The sequence below is a fragment of the Arthrobacter sp. THG-b23 genome (assembly GCF_059091265.1).
This window is the reverse complement of the sequence record NZ_JBNHGM010000005.1, coordinates 191,027-208,075: the sequence shown is the minus strand read 5'-3', so window position 1 is coordinate 208,075 and position 17,049 is coordinate 191,027. Positions and strand designations below refer to the sequence as shown.

Here is a 17,049-nt window from a genome sequence, read left to right as displayed (position 1 = left end):
CTGCTGCCGCGGAAATAGAGTATTTTTCCTTGCCGCTACTGGAATAGTTACGCCAGTCCCCGCGGCAGGAAAAGGCTGCAGAAATTCAGGTGCGTCCCATTGTTTTCGCCGGCAAGGCCGCGCCGCTGCCTCTTCACTCGTGCGCCAGTCGGCATGCAGAAGGGGAATTCAGCGCGCCGTCGTCAATGAATTCGCGGAATGCGGTTAAATCCTCCGGACGCGAGTCGATGGCGGTGTCACCCACGGCGAAATGGTCTTCCTGGGTAGGGCCGGAGTGGTTCCAATAAACCAACGCGCGCAGCTGTGGCAGTGCAGCGAGGTCGTCGGCGGCGGTCCGGAAGAAATCGGCCTTGGCGCCGGCTGGTGGAAGTTCCGCCGCAACACCCCATTCGGCGAGCATCTGCGGCTTGTCCGGGTAATGTTCCGCCGCCCAATCATAGAAACCGGGCCAGGCCCCGCCGCTCGAGCGGTTGACGAGCCCAGCCAAGTCCGTGGTGCCGGACCCGGGGTAGGCATAGGGATCCTGCGCAATCCAATCAACCACGTCGTCGCCGGGGTACAGATCGGCGAACCAGTCTTGCACGGCCCACTTTTCGGCACCGGTGTAGTTCATCACCGTTACCACGTTGTCCACCCCGTTGGTACGCAGTGTCGACACGACATGGCGGAAAAACCGGCGGAAATCATCGGCAGTCTGACCGGAATCCGGGTCCGTGTTGACCTCGTCTTCCATCTCCGCATTCAGCGACAGGAAAAACGGCTGCTTCGCATGCGCGGCCAGGTGGCGGGCCAATTGGAGAAGGTAATGATCGGCGGCGCCGTCGGCAACCTGACGCCAGGTCAGCCCGTCTGGTTTCCAGTTGTAAAAAAGAATCCTGTTTCGACCTGGTTCGCTGCTGCGCGCAAGTTCAATCTCGTCCGGAAACATCTTGCCCTGGCCTCGTTTGTAATAGCGCACCACGTCCACGTTCCGTCCGGCCGCTGCCTCAAAATCGGTCAGGGCGGCATCCCAGTCCTGGCCGGGCAGCGGGTTGGCGGCCACGCCGAGCAGGACGTTGCAGGTCGGCAACGACCACCGATCGACCTGCGGAAATGGCAGCGAGCAGGAGGCAAGGGACACCACGGCAGCAACTAATGCAGGCAGCAGCACACGACGTCTCATCTGCGTCTCCTCCGCAGTGCGCATTCACACCTGATGAGTGGCCGCCTTTGCCTGGCTGACGGCGTGTCCCCGGCCGCCCTTCGGGGTGCCTGTCGACCCGGAGGCGGCCTCCGGGGTGCCTGTCGACCCGGCGGCGGCCTCCGGAACTTCCCGCATCCGCGTCCCGCGCAGCAGCGACGCCCGGCGACGCCAGACCGCCGCCGCATAAATCAACGCGGCTGCCGCCAGCAGCGCCACCTGGACCGCCGGCGGCCACACCAGCACATGTGCGGCCAGCCACGGCGCCGCACCGAAGACCAGCAACAGGAAGGCGGCCATCGCCACGACCTCCCGCGAGGTCGGCACAATGTGCAGCGTCCGGTGCACCTGGACCAGGCACAGGACATTTTTCAGCACGATCGCCGAGGCCCACGCTGCCGCAGCTCCGAAGATGCCAAGCACCGGGACCAGCAACAGGCAGAGCACCACGTCGGCGGCCAGCGCCAGCGTGACGTTGATCAGCGACAGGCTGCTCCGTCCTGCCATCAACAGCAACACGTCCAGCGGACCCATGGCCGCGCCGATCAGCATGGCGCAGGCCAGCAGTTGCAGGCTTCCGGCCGCGAGGGCGAAGGACGAACCGAACAACAGTTCCAGGAGCCATTCGGCATAGGCAGTGATCAAGAGGTACACCGGCCAGGTCAGCATGACCGCCCACAGCGTCATCTTCCGTGCCACCATCTTGGCCTGGTCCAGCTGTCCGCGAGCGAGGAGCCGCGCAAGTTGCGGTTCACTGACCTGTTGCATCGCGCTGGTGGCCATCTGGCCCACCACCAGGAATCGCGTGACGGCGGTGTACAGCGCGGCGGCCGACGGGCCGGCGAGCACCGTGACCAGCGCGATGTCCGCCCGCTGCAGCCCGACCTGCGCCAGCCGGGCCAAGCCGCGGGGGATCGTAAACTTCCAAAATGCGGCGCGCGCAGCGTTGGCCTTGATGGGGTAATCGATGACGGCCGTGCCCGATGAAGCGCCGGTGAGCGAGCCCGGATTCGCCCGCAGGATCCGCAGCAGCCCTGCGGCCGCGAGAACCAGCCCCAGGAGGTAGGGCGCCGTCCACGCCAGGGCCAGCCCTACGGCGTCGGCACCCGATACGCCTGCCAGCAGCACGCAGGCAAGCTGCAGGCAGGGGCGCAGCAGACGCTCGACGACGATCGTCGGCCGCATGTGCGCAAGTCCCCGTGAGACGGCCAGTAGAAGCTCGTAAATTGCGCCAATGGGCAGCGCGGCGGCGAAGACCACGATCACGTCCCGTGTCGCCGGCGCACCTCCGAGCAACTGCCCGAGTGGCCCGGCCAGCAGCATGCCCGCGGCCATCACGACCAGGCTGGCGGCCAGAGCGGCCAGCAGGCCTTCCACGACCAGCCGGGGGTTGTGCCTGCTCTCGGAGCGAGCGTTGTTCCACGCGATGGACCGGATGAGTCCCTGGTCCACGCCGAGTTGGCACAAAGCCAAGGCAATCAGGAACAGCGACGTCACGGCGAACAGGGAACCGGCGGTCTCCAAATCCCAGAGCCGGGAGATCAGGACAATGATCACGAAATTTGCCCCGGCAGAGATCCCGCTGCCCAGGATGTTCACACTGCCGGAGCGTGCTATCCGGCGGACCGCAGCTTGGCCGTCGTCGTCATCCTGCCGGACGCGCCCGTTTTCCTTGGCGAACACGGATGACGCCACCGGTCAGCTGCGGGAGAGCGGCCGGGACCGCTCGCCGGTCTCCGTCGTGCCTGGTCCGTCGGCTATGCCGCCGTCGACGGAACCGCCTACCGGTACCGGTTCGGGGTTGGCCGTTTCCTGGCGTTGGATCGCGGGCTGGGGCGGTGTGGCCCTGCGCCGTCTGGAACTCCTTCGGAGGAGTACTGATCCAAGCATTGCAGCCCCACCATTGCCGAGCAGGTCGCGGGCGGCCGAAGCTTCCATGGCGGTGGACCGGCCCTGTGCCGCGACCAACACCGCCTCGCGGCAAGCGCGCATCAGGGAGCCGCCCGTGGCCGAGTCGGCTGCAGGTCCAACAACGAGCACCAAATCCGAGGCGTTCTGCAGCGTGGCCAGCACGGTATCCAGGGCGCGGTGCTGAACCAGCGCCGACAGGCGCTGCGGCTCCCGCCCCGTTTCCAGCACTGACACGTGCTCGGAGACCTGAACCAGCAGCGTCCGGGCCTCGGACGGCGGAAGCTGGCCGTTCAGAAGCTCGCTCAGACCATTTCCTGCCGCTCCGTCATCCTGCGCAGAAGCGGATGCCTTGCCATCAAGCGGTGCCGTGCCGTCCGCCATCACCACCACGGTGCGGAGACCGGCCTCCTCGAACGCCTGCACCAGCCCTTCGGACACCTGCCGTGTCGCCGTTCCTTCCGAGAGACCGGCAAGCAGAACAGTGTTGTTTGGCAGGAACGTCACGCGCTGCATGGCGTTGCTCAGCCGGCGATAGTCGTCCAAGGTGGCCTCCGCATTCCGCCCTGCCGGGAGCGCTTCCACCGTGCCGAGCACCGGACCTATTCCTGCGGAAACCAGATCGGGTCCGTCAAGAATCCGTTGATGCAGATGCTCGCGCAACAGAGCCAGCCCGACGCCCACTGCCAAGGCCAGAAGGACTATCCCCCCGGCAATCAGCAGCGGGTCCACGCCATCAGGCACGGTGGGGAGGCTGGCCGGGTCGATGATGTCTCCGGGATCCAAGGATCCTGCCTGCGCGTCCGAAGCCTCGAGCCTTATCTCCGCCAGTTGGTTGGCGTACAGGGAGACCTGCTGCTCGAGGTCCAGTACGGCCGCTTGGTCTGGTTTTTCTGCGGTCCGCGCGGTGTTCAGCGCGGCGGAGGCCTCGTCCAGCAGTTGCGTAGCAGACGCGATCTGCTCATCGTGCATCGCCGATCGGGCCTCGAGCACATCTGCGGCCCGGTCGCTGCGGTACTGCAGATAGGCCTCGGCCAGCGCCCCGGCCACGGACTGCGCTTGAGCAGGTGAGGCCGCGCTGTAGGTGATGTGCACTACCTGGGAATTGGACGGCACCTCCGTGGCGATGAGCTGCCCGGCGTCTTCGCCGAGCGCATCCCCGACCGATTCCCTGGCGAGTTCGACCACCGCCTGCGTGTGGACCAGCCCGGCCTCGGTGGTCAAGGCGGCGAGCTGCTCGTTTCGCGTCGGCGGCGTCGCGGGCGAAAACGGATTGCCCGACAACGGTTCCAAGAAGACAACGCTGGTCGACGAATATTTGGGCACGCTGCCCGCGACATAGGCTCCGGCACCAAGCACTCCCAGCAGCACCACAGCCAGCAGCAACAACCAATGCCGGCGCATGGCACGGCCAAAGAATGCTGGGCGCGCCGATGAATCGTCCATGATTAAACCCCCAACTTTTGCCGGCCGGCTTTCGCCTCCGGCATCCCCAAAAATTCCCCAAAAAACGCCCGCCAAATGCCCCCAGGCGATGCGTGTTGCCCAGTCTTGCACAGAACCACAGAGTGTGGAATAGCCCGCCCGGGCAAACATTAACGCTTTCATCAATAGCACGGGCGTTTTCACGAAATTCTTGACAGGATTCCGTGCCGCCGTGATTATTGGCAAGTCTGGGGGCGAACGGCCGGCGCATTCCGCGCCGGGTGAACGGCTCCCAGCCATGGGGGAGTCGTAATGGGGATCAACATGTCGAGCGGTCGCCCTGCTGTTGGGCCGCCGGCGGATGCGGCAAGGCCGGGAGACAGCGGCGTGCATCGCGTGGAGCCGCTCACGACGGCGGGGAAGCACGGCGGCGCGCTACAACGGCGGCAACGTCCGGCCGTCCTGATGCTCGGCGGATTCGGCCGCAGCGGGTCCACCCTGCTGGAACGTTGCCTGGCAGAATGCCCTGATGCCGTCGGCGTGGGCGAAGTGCTTCATCTGTGGGAACGGGGGCTGCGCGACGACGAGCTCTGTGGCTGCGGCCTGCCGTTCAGCGAGTGCGGTTTCTGGCAGCAGGTTGGCGAGGCTGCATACGGCGGCTGGGCACGGGTGGATTCCGTACAGGCGATTCGGGACCGTTTCGCGGTCGTGCGGAACCGCTTCCTGCCGGAGCTGGCGTCCGGGTTGCCGTTGCCGGGACACAGGAAGCCCCGGGAACGCCTCCTGCATCGGCTCGACTCCCTGTACGGGGCGATTGCCCAGGTCAGCGGTGCCGGTCTCATCATCGACTCCAGCAAACATCCCGCTTACGCATACCTGCTTCGTGCCGCCAAGGTCCGGCTTAGATGCGTGCTCGTGGTCCGGGACCCGCGCGGGGTGGCGTACTCATGGGCCAAGGTCGTGAGGCGTCCCGAGAGCACGGGCGCCGATGCGCTCATGCCCCGGTACTCGACGGCGGCCGCGGTCACCCGCTGGACCCTCTACGGGGTCCTTTTCCACGCCCTGACGCTGCTGCGCGTGCCGGTCATGACCGTCCACTATGAGGATTTCATGGCCAGGCCACGCGAAACAGTTCATGATGTCCTTCGATTCGCCGGCGTGAACCCCGGTGCGGCGATGGGACACATTACGCCAAAGGAGGTGCAACTCGCGGCCCATCACACCGTCGCCGGCAACCCGATGCGGTTCCGCACCGGCGCGCTGCCTATCCGTTTGGATGAGGCCTGGCGGCGGCAAATGCCGGTCCGGGACCGGCGGATCGCCGGCGTGCTCAGCGCCCCGCTGCGCGCCGCCTATGCCGTGGCGCGCAGCGGCACGAATCTCAAATCCCGCGGCCGCGGGCGTTGAGTGCCCGGACCACCGCTGGCGCCTTCACCAGGTTCAGCACCAGCGCCAGCGCAAGGTAGGCCCGCGGTTCCAGCAGGCTGCCGGCCAACGACCCGGCCGCCGTGCGCAGGGCGTCCCTGCGGTTCCCCTGTGCCGCCAGCGCGAAGGCCCTCTGGCCCTGCATCCACGCTCGGCCCCGGCGGTCTGCCGCGATCGCCGGATGTTTGGCCATCAGATACTCCAAGCCGTCTGCCATCGCGTCCCAGCGGCGGGAAAAATATGAACCGTCGGGGTGCCACAGCACGTCGGCTCCTACCTGCGCTAGGACCGCCACTTTGCCGTGCTGGGCTGCGCGCAGCAGCAGGTCATAGTCCTCGCCGTAGCCGTACGGCAGATCCTCGTCCACCAACCCCACTCTCTCGAGCAGGTGCTCGCGCAGCAGGAGATAGGTCGACGGATGTGCCCCGGTCAGCCTGCTGGCGGTGAGTTGCCCGGCCGTGATCTCCCGGACGTTGGGGATGCGGACCAACCGTTTTTCCCCGTAATGGACTTCGATGCCGGTAACACAGGCCGTGGCGGCTCGCTCGACCATCGTCTGCACCTGCTGCCTCAGTTTGTCGGGACGCCAGGCGTCGTCGTCGTCGCAAAACGCCACCAGCGGTGCGTCGGCGGCGAGCAGGCCGGTGTTGCGCGAGCCGGCCAGGCCTGGAGTGCGCCGGTTGGACATGACCCGCACTTGGCGCCGGGGATCGGTTCTGGCCAGGGCCGGGTCCTCAGCGCAGCGGTCATGGACCACGGTCACACGGATGTCGCCGGGGTAATCCTGCGCCATGACGCTGCCGATCGCCTGGCGGAGCAGCTCCGGCCGGTTGTGCGTGGCTATGACGACGTCGACGGCTGCATCGACCTCCAGCCCGGTAGGTGTGTTCATGACGTCCTTCCCTCGTTCGGAGACCTCTGTTCGTGCCTGCGTTGGCTGCGTGCGGCCATGGCCGCGGCCAAGGCCAGTCCGGCCGCCAGGCTGGACCCGATCGCGGTGGGGAGCCCTGTGCGCTTGCTGCGGTCGGGCAGCACTGCGGGCCGGGAGATATAGCCGGGTTCCGGGTCATGGACGCTCAGGGCAGTCAGTTCTGCCTCGAGCTGTGCGTGTTGGCGGCTGAGTGTGTCGACTCGCAAAGCAGTGTTCGCGGCGGCCGGGATTGACCGGTCCTGCATGCTGCGCTCGATGACCCGCTTCTGGGCGGCGATTGTTTCCGCCCGGTCCCGGGTGGTCGCCGCAAGCGATTCGCTGCGCACCTCAAGAAAGTTTTCCGACAGCGCGGCAACCGCGCGGTAAGCCGTCCGCGCCTCGGGCGCTGAGACGTAGAGCTGAAGGATCCGCGAGTTGACCACGGGCGAAACCGTGACGTCGTCCAATAGCGCGGCAGTACCTCCCGGGTAATCCAGGCTGCGGGCCGTCCGCCCCAAAACCCGATCAGAGAGCAGTAACTGCACGGCCGAGTCGATGGAAACATCCACCACGAGGGCATCGCTGAGGGCCAAGTCGGAGACGGCCACGACCACCACGTCGGTGCGGGCGGTGTATTCGGGTTCCTTGGCGACATGTAGTCCCAACCCGGCTGCCAGCGTGGCGGCAAGCACGGCGCAGCCTGCCCGCCAGTTGGCGCGTATCATGCCGCGATACTTTGATCCCTGCCGGCCGTCCGGTTGCCGGAGCGGTGCCGGCCGATCCTGGTGTCGGTCCTGAATCTTCATCTCGGCCACTGCTATCTGCGCCAGCTCGGAGTGACGCCCAGCAGCCGGGCGAGCCGTTCGTCGTCGTCAACGAAATCGTCGCGGAGCTGGCGGCGCAACCGCTCCGGCATCGGCTGGCTGGGACGGGAATTGGAATGCACAGTCGTGGGCGGGCGGTCATCCGGCAGCCCCAGGTGCTCCAGCAGCTGGTCCCACTGCGGCAGCCCCGGCTGGAAAAAGTCGTCGGCGTCCAGCACCAATACGTGCTCCCGCCCTACGGCGTCGAACATGCGTTGCAGTTGTGCCGCATACCGGCCACGGGCACGGTAGGCGTGGTGCTGGTGCGCGAACGACTGATAGCCCGGGTCGGCGATGATCCGTTCTTCTTCACCGGCCAGGCGGCCCGGTTCGGCTCGCAGCGCTTCGGCGAAACCGAGTGTCTCGAATCCCCGGCCGTACTCCTGCTTGTAGGCGGAGAACGCCCGCTCGGCCGGGTCGCGCAGCAGCACGATTATCTTCACCGGTCCCAGCTCCTGTGCGATCCGCCAGGGTGCCAGGGGGTGGAAAAGGTAGTACGGGCTGGCTTCGCCGGTGATCTCTTCCCCACCCGCGCGGCGCAAGGGAAAATGCCCGGCATAGAACCGCGTCCCGCGCCGGAAACGGTCCGCGGTGTCGAAGAAGTGAATGCCCTTGTTCAACAGCGGCGGACGCACCCGAGGGTGCTGCGCCAACATGCGGAACAGGCTGGTGGTGGCGCAGCGTTGGGCGCCGGCGATCAAGAATGACGGACGCATCCGGAAATCGGCGCTGAGCTGGCCCACCGACGTGGCCGCGGTGCGGGCAGCAGCGCGGGCGGAACCGCTGAGCCGTTCGGTCAAAGTCATCGATCTCTCATTTCTTGCCGAAGGTGGTGAGGGCGGGATGCTCCAGCCGGTCTGCCAGTACCCGCTGGTGCCAGCGTGCCAACGGGCGGACTGCGGTCCCGTCACGGGTCAGGCTGTCGAGAGTAAACCGACTGGCGATCGTCAGCAGGTAGCCCAGTACCAGCGCGTCCAGTACCGCGGGGTCGCGGGCAGCATCCGGTAACGCGCTGCGGCAGACTGCCTGTGCCAGCACGGGGCGGCAGCCGACGCCGAGAGAACGGCGGGCGGCGGCCAGATCGTCCACCGCCCGCAATGCCGGGTGGGCCAGGTAGTGGACAACGTCGCTGCCCAGCGGGACGTCCTCGGCGTACCGTTCCCAGTCCCAGACCAAGGGTGGTCCGGCGGTGGCAGCCAGGTTCCAGGCACCAAAGTCGCCGTGCCACGCGCCAAAAGGGACGTCCAAGCCGGCGAAGCGCTCGCCGTAGGCATCGGCCAGCTCCGGCAGTACGCTCTCGCTCGTGCCGTGCAGCATCGTCAGCTGCCGCCGCAGCCGGGTGAACCAGGACCCCGACTCCACCGTGCAGGAGCCGATGGTGCCGGTTGCAGCGATCGCCGCGGCCGCCTCTACCGGGACCCCGTTCTGGACGCGGCGCCTGTCAGGGCGCAGCGCGGTCATCAGCAAGACCGCGTTGCCGCGCCAGTTGCCGTGGTGAATCACCTCCGGCACTGCAAAGGAAGCCGACCGTTGACGGGCCAGGGCCCGCAGCGCGCCGTGCTCATGGTCCACCAAGGCGTTCGTTAAGTCGTTGAGTCCCACCTTGGCGAATCCGATTTCCCGCCCCTCTGCCGTGTGGACGTTCAGCACCGGCTTCCGGTTCGCCCTCGCGGAGCCTACGGAGAGGGACAGCATCACCGGTGCGCCCACGATGTCGGTCAAGTAGTCGCTGATGGATCCGGACCCGGGAGTGACGTTCAGCCCGTAGGGCATCAGCGCCCCGCCCCCCGGCGACGCCAGCAGCTTGGCGAGCAGCCACCGCTGCGCCGAACGGCTGAACGAGTCGTTGGCGCTGGGGCGGTCTACCGCATCTGATGCCGCCGCCCTGCAGTGGGCCGGTACCAGCAGGCGCGGCCGTCGCGGGCCGGGCACCAGGCGGAAGGCATGCCGTCCGGGCCCGACGGGGCCGGCGCTGACGATTGAATCCGGGAACAGCTGCTCCACGGTGGCCACCAGATCCTCCAGCGCCGGGCTGTTGCGGATTGTTTTCATGAAACCGGCTCCTTCGATCGCTGCTTCCGGTTGCTCGCCCAAAGGCGGGGCGGATGCCGCTGCTCCAGTTCCCGCCGCCACAGCAGGCCGACGCCTATCATCAGGGTCATCAGCGGGGCGGCGATGGTGTCGTAGAACGGCAGCACGCAGAGGAAAAAGAGGAAGACGTAGAGCATGGCGGCCGACTCCCGGTCGCGTGTCCGCAGCGCCGGCAGATACCTCCGGAAGATGAACCAGAGGAACAGGAGCGTACCGAGTATGCCGGTGCAAAAGATGAGGTACCAGAGTGCACCCTGGGTGCCCAGCTGCGGCGGCGAGCACTGGCTGCAATCCGCGGTAGCGCCGGCTGCGATGGAGTAAAAGTTGTTCTGTTGGGTCCGCGGGGCGCCGAAGCCGATGACGGGCGATTGGTCCAGCATCGTGGAGATGCTTCGCTTGGCCAGATTGAACCTGCCCTGGTTGCTGTGCGGATTTTCCAGCCGTGCCTGCACCAGATAGCCCAAAGGAGTCAGCAGTACCGCCATCAAACCGGCCACGAAAGCGGCGGCCATCGCAATGAGAACCAGTACTTTGCCGCGCAAGGCCATCCGAATGCCGGCTGCCAGGGCCAGGACGGCAAGACCGAGCCACAGCGCGCGGTTGAGCGAGAAAATAACCGGCGGCACCGAAGCCACCAATACCGCGGCCCAAAGCGCACGTTGCCACCAATTCCGCACATAGGCGTAGGAGAGCATAAAGAACGGCAGGAACATGCCGAAGTTTGCGCCCCAGGAATTCGCATACTCGAACGGCGCCTTCGGCCGCGGGTTGTCGAATCCGAGGATGCCCTGCATTTGGGCCAGGCCGGGGTGGATCAAGCCGTTCAGGAACGCGTTTGAGGCCAGCTGGGCCGGCAGTGCCGCCTCCAGCAGGGACGGGAAATCCACCCGCGAGAGGAACTGTCCGGCATATCCGCCGACGACCGTGATGACAAACATCCACGCCATCAGCAGCACGATGCGCCTGCGGGGGAGTTCCCGCTCGGAGGTGTTGCCGATATACAGCATGACGATGGTCACCGCCACGAACCACGCCATCCGGTAGGCCCACGGCAGGAGGCGTTCAGGTCCTTCTTCGGGCAGCAGCCCCGGGACCGGAATCCAGAGCACGACGACACCGATGGCAGCTACGGCGAGGAACAACCACCAGATCCCGAAACCGTGGGGGAGCAGCACTGCGCGCCAGCGTAGCAGATAGTAGCCCAGGGGCGCTGCCATGAGCAGGAAACCCAGCACCCCGAACCCCAAAAGCCACCACACCGGAAAACCGGCAAAGAACACCACGAAGGGCCACGCGTGCAGCGCCACCCGATTTTTTGCCCCCAACATCAAGATGCCCCCTGTGCCGTTATTTACCAGGACCATTCCCAGCCGTAAGCGCCCTCGAAGCCGCCCATCCGGAACGAAGCCGAACCGTTGCCCTCCGGGACATCCAGGATGATCAGCCCCTCGGCGTCGCCGCCGGGATTTACCGGATTGGGCAGCAGTTCGGCCGCGGGCACACAGCCCTCGCTGTTGCCGACTGGATCCACCACCTGTTCGCCGTCGCCGTCCCAGGCGCGGAAATCGTGCACCGACATGGCGAGATAGGGCCAGCCGGATTCCGGCAGCTCGGGGTGCGCCTTCACCGAGAAATGGATGGCGACAAATTGCCCGTTGATGCTCGGTAGGGCGGTGTCCGCCGTGCACGTGAAATCGGCCTGGATCTCACTGGCCTCCATCTCGGCGAACTTCTCCCCGCTCGGTTCGCCGAGCACTCCCGCCTCGCCGACTTCCGCCGGCAGGTTGCCGTGGTGGTTGAGGTCGAGCTTCGCCAGCGGATCCTCCTGGGCGGCAGCGCCAGGCGTGTCCTTCTTGGCGGCTGCGTCAGGCGTTTTTTTCTTGGCCGCATCAGGCGTGGTCGCGGGGGACGGAGTAGCCGTGGCCCCCTTTTCATTGCCGATGCCGGACTTGGTTCCATTAGCCGGAGTCCCGCTTGCCCTCCCGTCCACTGTGGGCGAACTGTCCGCCGCAGGATCGGCACCATTGCTGCAGGCGGACAAGGCCAGGACCAGGCCGAGCGCGGCACAGCCATGGGCAATCGTTCGTTTCATTCTTCCCCCCAGATGAACCTCAAGAACGAGGCTGCCGCACCCCGGATTCAACGCGCCGGGGAACGAAGCTGACCCGATCGTATGGCCATTGACGGTGCAGAAAAAGGTTTCAGATACCCGGTCTGTCCCAACACCGTTACCGGGGTCGGAAAGACCGGGTATATGACCCGTAGCGGTCCGGAGGAATTCGAGTAGAGCGAAAGAAGAACTGGTAGCCGCAAGCCACTGCCGAGTGTTTCCGTGCTCTTTGATCCCCGGCAGTATTGGTGCAGCCTAGGGTCTTTTCTTTGATCCCGAATTGCATATCCGGGATGCCGAATGAGGGGGCCGCAGCTATTCCGCCGCGAAAGCGGAACCGGGGGAGAACAGGAATAACAATGCGAAGACTCTTATCCATATTTACGGGGCTACTGCTGGTCGCCGGCATGGGATTGGCAACGCCCGGCGCGGCCGTGGCCGCCGACGTTAGCCACAACCAGGTGGTGCGGGCGAACCCAGTCAATTACACGCCGCACGTGCTCGACGGCATCGTGTTCTCCATTGCGGAAGCGGGAGACATGATCATCCTGGGCGGCTCGTTCACACGGGTGCAGGCGAGCACGGGAGGCCCCGAACTGGTCCGCAACCGCATCGTCGCGTTTAACAAGAACACCGGGGCGATCAGTAATTCGTTCGCACCGAACTTCAACAGCACGGTCCGCAGCGTGGTGGCATCCGCGGACGGGCAGTCCGTGTACGTCGGCGGGCAGTTCGGAACCTTGAACGGAGCCAGCGTGCAGAAGGTCACCAGGCTCTCGGTGAGCAACGGTGCCCGCATTACGGGTTTCAATCCGGGGCAAATCAACTCGGTCGTGCATGACATGAAGTTGGTGGGCAACCGGCTTTTCATCGGGGGTGAATTCGACACCATTGGCGGGCAACAGCGCGGCAAGCTCGCCGAGTTGGATGCATCGTCCGGTGCGCTGCGACCCACCGTGAACTTCGAGTTCGTCGGTGGCGCGACAGGCACCGGCGACGCCGGGATCAATGTCTTCGTCCACAAGTTCGACACCACCCCGGACGGCAACACCATGTTCATCACCGGGCACTTCGCCACGGTCAACGGTGCGGATCGGAACCAGATCGCGAAAATCAACCTCGCTGGTGCGACTGCTTCCGTGGACCAAAACTGGCACACCGACCGCTACGATGCCCGCTGCAACTTCCAGCGGGCCTACTACGTGAACGATTTGGACTTTGCCCCGGACGGGTCAAACCTGGCTGTCTCGACGTTTGGCGGCTATGGCTCCGGTCCGCCCAGCCTCTGCGACAGCATTGCGCGCTGGGAAACCGCCGCTTCCGGCCAGCAGCTTGACCCGACCTGGATTAACTGGGTCGGCGGCGACAGCATCTATGCCCTGGAGCACGTCGGCGCGCACATCTACTTCGGCGGACACAACCGCTGGACGAACAATCCGTTCGTCGGTGACGCGGCGGGACCCGGTGCGGAAGTCCGCGAAGGCATTGGCGTGATCAGTTCTGCCAACGGCATGGCGTTGGCGTGGAACCCCGGACGGGACCGCGGTCGTGGAGTCTTCGACCTGCTGGCTACCGCCACCGGCCTGTGGGTCGGGTCCGACACCGATCGGATCGCGAACTCCCAGTACCGGGCCAGAATCGCGCATTTCCCGCTGGCAGGCGGCTATGCGGCGGCTACGGCTAGCGCACCGAGGCTTCCCGTTGATGTCCTGAAGTCGGGATCCGGCACGGTCCAGCAGGTCTACTTCGACGGCCGCAGGGCCACTCCCGTCACCGGGGCGCCCTCCGGCAACGTGGACTGGGCCAATGTCCGGGGCGGCTTCGTGGCCGGCGGTTCCCTCTACCTGGCCATGGCCAACGGGACCATGGAAAAGCGTTCCTTCAACGGAACGCAGATCGGCGCGGCCGAGCAGGTCAACCTGCGCAACCTGAACAGAACGGACCTGGCTTCATTCGGCCGGCAGACCTCCAGCTACAAGCTGGCCAACCTGGGCCAGGAGCTGCAGGACATGACCGGCCTGTTCTACTCCAACGGACGGATGTACTACACGGTCCAGGGCCAGCCCAACCTGTACATGCGCTATTTCGAGCTGGACACCGGCACCATCGGCGCCCAGCAGCACGTCATCACCGGTGCGGCCGCGGGCGTGGACTGGCGCAACGTGAGCGGCATGTTCCTGGCCGGAAACACCCTGTACTGGGCCTCCGCCAACGGCAACCTCAATGCGGTGAACTGGACCGAACCCGCCGGCCGTGATGGCCGGGTGTCCGGAACCACCGCGGCGGTCAGCGGCCCGGGCCTGGACGGCGCCAACTGGGCCGCGCGGTCACTCATCGCGCGAACCAGCACATCGACTCCGCCTCAGAACCAGCCGCCGGTGGCGTCGTTCACGGCGGAATGCAGCGGGTTGAGCTGCGTGTTCGATGGATCTGGTTCATCCGATCCTGAGGGTGCGATCGCTTCTTACGCCTGGCGGGTCGCGGGTGGACCTACGGCTACGGGCAGGGTGTTCTCGCACACCTTCACCGCGGCGGGCAGTTACGGCGTGACGCTGACGGTGACGGATGCCGCCGGTGCAACCGCGTCGGTGACCCGGACGGTGACCGTATCGGGTTCCTCGCAGCCGGATCCGTCTGCCAAGGTTGCGTTCGTGGGTTCGGTGGCGAGCTCCAATACCGGGTCGGCCATGAGCCACAGCGTTCAGTTGCCGGCCCAGGTAGCGGCCGGCGATGTGCTGGTCGCGGCGTTCTCGGCGAACTCGGGCACGGTCGGTCTGACGCCGCCGGCGGGGTGGACCCTGGCTGCGGAGGCCGGGGCGACGTCCATGCGCTCGGTGCTGTACTCGAAGGTTGCCACGGCGCAGGATGCCGGGGCTACGGTGATGGTGCGCACGGCCGACTGGACTCGTGGTTCGCTGGCAGTCTCGGCCTACCGCGGGGCGCAGGTCAGTGCCGCGTCCTTCGGGTTCGAGCGGGAAACCGTGAGCCGGGCCACCCACACCACGCCGGTGATGGCTGCGGCGGCCGGTGACTGGGTGCTCTCGTACTGGGCGGATAAAACCGCTTCGACGACGTCCTGGACGGCACCTGCCGGCGTGACCGTACGCCAGACCGGCGCCGGTACGGGCGCCGGACACCTGAGTTGGCTGGTAGCCGATAGCAACGGCCCGGTGTCCGGTTCCAGGGCGGGTGGCCTGACCGCTACCGCTGACAGCGCCACCGCCAACGCCGTGATGGGCACCATCGTCATACGCCCCGCGACGCCGTAAAGGCAACAACTGGCAGCAAGCAGACCCCGCCGGCTCAGGAACCGGCGGGGTCTGCCTATGTCAGCAGGCCCTCGTCCGACTCGATGGCCGAAAGGGCGATGTCCTTGTAGCCGACCGATTCGAACAGGATCGTGATGCGGTCGGGCTGGGTCCCCATGACGATGCCGGGCCCCCACTCGCGGTGCTTCACCGGACGCTGGATCTCATAGCCCGCCGGCATTGCCGCCTCCCGGGCTTCGGCCGCAGCCTGGGACCCGGCCTCGCAGTTGTCGCAATTGCCGCAGTAACCGTCCGTCTCTTCGCCGAAGTAGTTCAGCAACCAGTCGCGCCGGCAGTGATCAGTCTCGGCGTAGCCGCGGGCCATTTCGATCCGGGACTCGTCGATCCGGTGCCGCGCATCGGCTTCCGCCAGTGCACTTTCCGCAGCCGACGCCGGGTCCGCGCCGCCGACCGCCCGGTAGCCCTTGCGGTTCACGGTGATGCTGCCGCTGTGCTCCAGGAAGTTGAGCAGGCGGGACTGTTTCCGCTGCGACAGGCCGGTGTGTTCGCGCAGCGCGGCGGGACGGAGTGGACCGTGGTCCCGGACGGCGCTGAAAACGCTCGCGAGCTCGTCCGGGTCGGGGGCGCCGCCGGCGAAGAAACGCTGCAGGCCCAGGTCCTCGGACCGGTAATGCAAAATGGCTTGCGCCGGTTCACCGTCCCGTCCTGCGCGGCCGATCTCCTGGTAGTAACTGTCCAGCGAATCCGGGATGTCCGCGTGAACCACGAACCGCACATCCGGCTTGTCGATCCCCATGCCGAAGGCGGAGGTAGCCACCACCACGTCCACCCCGTTCTCTTGGAAACGCTCGTGGATCGCCTCCCGGTCCGCCGCCTTCCGGCCGGCGTGGTAGGCGTCCGTCCGCAGGCCGCGCTCGGCCAGCTCGGCGGCGTATCTTTCGGTGTCCCTGCGGGTGGCCGTGTATAACAGGCCTGGCCCGCCAAGTTCGGCCACCTGGTTCACCACGGCCCGCCGCTTGCCGCCGTCCTCGTGATGCCGCAGGACCTGGAGGTTCAGGTTCGGCCGGTCGAAACCCTGCACGTTGATGAACGGGTCGCGCATGCCCAGCCGGTCGACGATTTCCGTCCTCGTGTGCGGTGATGCGGTGGCCGTCAGCGCGATGACCGGCGGGTGCCCCAACCGCTTCACCACCGAGGTCAGCATCAGGTAGTCGGGCCGAAAATCGTGTCCCCACGACGAGATGCAGTGCGCCTCGTCGACCACGAGCAGCGAGATGTCCTGTTCCGCCAACCGCAGCAGGGTCTCTTCACGGGCCAATTGTTCCGGCGCCAGGAAAAGGAACTTCGCCTCGCCGCTGGCCATCGCGTCCCACGCCACCCGTTCCGAGGACGCCCTCAGCTGCGAATTCACCGCGAAGGCCCGCTGTGCGCCCAGATCGCCGTTGATGGCATCCACCTGGTCGTACTGCAGCGCAATCAGCGGAGAAATAACGACGGCGGTGCCCGGCAACGCGACGGCAGGAACCTGATAGATGGCGGACTTTCCGTGACCCGAAGGCATCACGGCCAGGACGTCCTCACCGCGGGCGGCCGCAGCCATGGCGTCCAACTGCCCTTCGCGGAGGACGTCCCAGCCGAAAGTTTCTTCGGCCACCCTGCGCAATTCGCCGTGGTCGGGCGTCTGGGAATGATCTGGCATCAGGCTCCTGAAAGGTCGGGTCAATGACGTGGTGCTTAGTCTCGTTTCTAACCAATCCGCAGGACTTTGTATATACCGGTCGGGGCGGCCAAGCAGCCGTCCTGCCGTCGTTCGGGGCCCCTGAGGCCTGCGGGTAAGGCTTGGCTCAGGTGACCCCGCACCCGGTGAA

12 protein-coding genes are annotated in these 17,049 nt (G+C 66.2%); 2 read left to right on the top strand and 10 right to left on the bottom strand.

Translation table 11 applies throughout. From position 1 onward, the window contains the following. Nucleotides 1-133 precede the first annotated feature (133 nt). From AC5RVD_RS11460 to AC5RVD_RS11450, 3 genes are read right to left on the bottom strand one after another with little or no spacing between them, the layout of a single operon-like run. The gene (locus tag AC5RVD_RS11460; RefSeq protein ID WP_494126979.1) at nt 134-1,162 is read right to left on the bottom strand and encodes a glycoside hydrolase family 26 protein; all 1,029 of its coding nucleotides are present in this window, start codon (nt 1,160-1,162) and stop codon (nt 134-136) included. Between the two features lie 24 nt (nt 1,163-1,186). Then, nucleotides 1,187-2,863: a lipopolysaccharide biosynthesis protein gene (locus tag AC5RVD_RS11455; protein WP_494126978.1), complete on the bottom strand. Its 1,677-nt coding sequence runs from the start codon at nt 2,861-2,863 to the stop codon at nt 1,187-1,189. Between the two features lie 15 nt (nt 2,864-2,878). Further along, the gene (locus AC5RVD_RS11450) at nt 2,879-4,534 is read right to left on the bottom strand and encodes a GumC domain-containing protein (RefSeq protein WP_494126977.1); all 1,656 of its coding nucleotides are present in this window, start codon (nt 4,532-4,534) and stop codon (nt 2,879-2,881) included. A 366-nt stretch (nt 4,535-4,900) separates the two neighbouring features. Between AC5RVD_RS11450 and AC5RVD_RS11445 the strand changes: the two genes are divergently transcribed. After that, complete coding sequence (locus AC5RVD_RS11445) at nt 4,901-5,920, top strand: sulfotransferase domain-containing protein (protein WP_494126976.1); 1,020 nt, start codon at nt 4,901-4,903, stop codon at nt 5,918-5,920. Here AC5RVD_RS11445 and AC5RVD_RS11440 read toward each other — a convergent pair. From AC5RVD_RS11440 to AC5RVD_RS11415, 6 genes are all read right to left on the bottom strand, one after another. Continuing rightward, nucleotides 5,895-6,830 carry a glycosyltransferase family 2 protein gene (locus AC5RVD_RS11440; protein ID WP_494111510.1) on the bottom strand — a complete coding sequence of 312 codons (936 nt, stop codon included), beginning with the start codon at nt 6,828-6,830 and terminating at the stop codon, nt 5,895-5,897. The genes AC5RVD_RS11445 and AC5RVD_RS11440 overlap by 26 nt on opposite strands. Then, entirely contained in the window at nt 6,827-7,573 is a 747-nt protein-coding gene (locus AC5RVD_RS11435) for a hypothetical protein (protein WP_494111509.1), read from the bottom strand. Before AC5RVD_RS11435 ends, AC5RVD_RS11440 begins: the two co-directional genes overlap by 4 nt. A 92-nt stretch (nt 7,574-7,665) precedes the next feature. Further along, the gene (locus AC5RVD_RS11430) at nt 7,666-8,517 is read right to left on the bottom strand and encodes a sulfotransferase (protein WP_494126975.1); all 852 of its coding nucleotides are present in this window, start codon (nt 8,515-8,517) and stop codon (nt 7,666-7,668) included. 7 nt (nt 8,518-8,524) lie between these two features. Beyond that, on the bottom strand, nt 8,525-9,763 hold the full coding sequence (locus AC5RVD_RS11425) for a hypothetical protein (protein WP_494126974.1): 1,239 nt from the start codon (nt 9,761-9,763) through the stop codon (nt 8,525-8,527). After that, a complete protein-coding gene (locus tag AC5RVD_RS11420) occupies nt 9,760-11,109 on the bottom strand; it encodes an O-antigen ligase family protein (RefSeq protein ID WP_494126973.1) in 1,350 nt (449 codons plus the stop codon). Before AC5RVD_RS11420 ends, AC5RVD_RS11425 begins: the two co-directional genes overlap by 4 nt. A gap of 44 nt (nt 11,110-11,153) precedes the next feature. Further along, the gene (locus AC5RVD_RS11415; protein WP_494126972.1) at nt 11,154-11,894 is read right to left on the bottom strand and encodes a hypothetical protein; all 741 of its coding nucleotides are present in this window, start codon (nt 11,892-11,894) and stop codon (nt 11,154-11,156) included. Between the two features lie 377 nt (nt 11,895-12,271). On the opposite strand from AC5RVD_RS11415, the gene AC5RVD_RS11410 reads away from it, so the two are divergent. Then, complete coding sequence (locus AC5RVD_RS11410; RefSeq protein WP_494126971.1) at nt 12,272-15,181, top strand: PKD domain-containing protein; 2,910 nt, start codon at nt 12,272-12,274, stop codon at nt 15,179-15,181. Between the two features lie 55 nt (nt 15,182-15,236). On the opposite strand, the gene AC5RVD_RS11405 is transcribed toward AC5RVD_RS11410, so the two are convergent. Next, on the bottom strand, nt 15,237-16,880 hold the full coding sequence (locus tag AC5RVD_RS11405) for a RecQ family ATP-dependent DNA helicase (RefSeq protein ID WP_494126970.1): 1,644 nt from the start codon (nt 16,878-16,880) through the stop codon (nt 15,237-15,239). Nucleotides 16,881-17,049: the final 169 nt, after the last annotated feature.

What these genes read in the sequence shown, in the direction of transcription:
- AC5RVD_RS11415 (WP_494126972.1), bottom strand. Translation starts at nt 11,894, where the DNA reads ATGAAACGAACGATTGCCCATGGCTGTGCCGCGCTCGGCCTGGTCCTG.
- AC5RVD_RS11460 (WP_494126979.1), bottom strand. Translation starts at nt 1,162, where the DNA reads ATGAGACGTCGTGTGCTGCTGCCTGCATTAGTTGCTGCCGTGGTGTCC.
- AC5RVD_RS11425 (WP_494126974.1), bottom strand. Translation starts at nt 9,763, where the DNA reads ATGAAAACAATCCGCAACAGCCCGGCGCTGGAGGATCTGGTGGCCACC.
- AC5RVD_RS11450 (WP_494126977.1), bottom strand. Translation starts at nt 4,534, where the DNA reads ATGGACGATTCATCGGCGCGCCCAGCATTCTTTGGCCGTGCCATGCGC.
- AC5RVD_RS11410 (WP_494126971.1), top strand. Translation starts at nt 12,272, where the DNA reads ATGCGAAGACTCTTATCCATATTTACGGGGCTACTGCTGGTCGCCGGC.
- AC5RVD_RS11440 (WP_494111510.1), bottom strand. Translation starts at nt 6,830, where the DNA reads ATGAACACACCTACCGGGCTGGAGGTCGATGCAGCCGTCGACGTCGTC.
- AC5RVD_RS11405 (WP_494126970.1), bottom strand. Translation starts at nt 16,880, where the DNA reads ATGCCAGATCATTCCCAGACGCCCGACCACGGCGAATTGCGCAGGGTG.
- AC5RVD_RS11430 (WP_494126975.1), bottom strand. Translation starts at nt 8,517, where the DNA reads ATGACTTTGACCGAACGGCTCAGCGGTTCCGCCCGCGCTGCTGCCCGC.
- AC5RVD_RS11435 (WP_494111509.1), bottom strand. Translation starts at nt 7,573, where the DNA reads ATGATACGCGCCAACTGGCGGGCAGGCTGCGCCGTGCTTGCCGCCACG.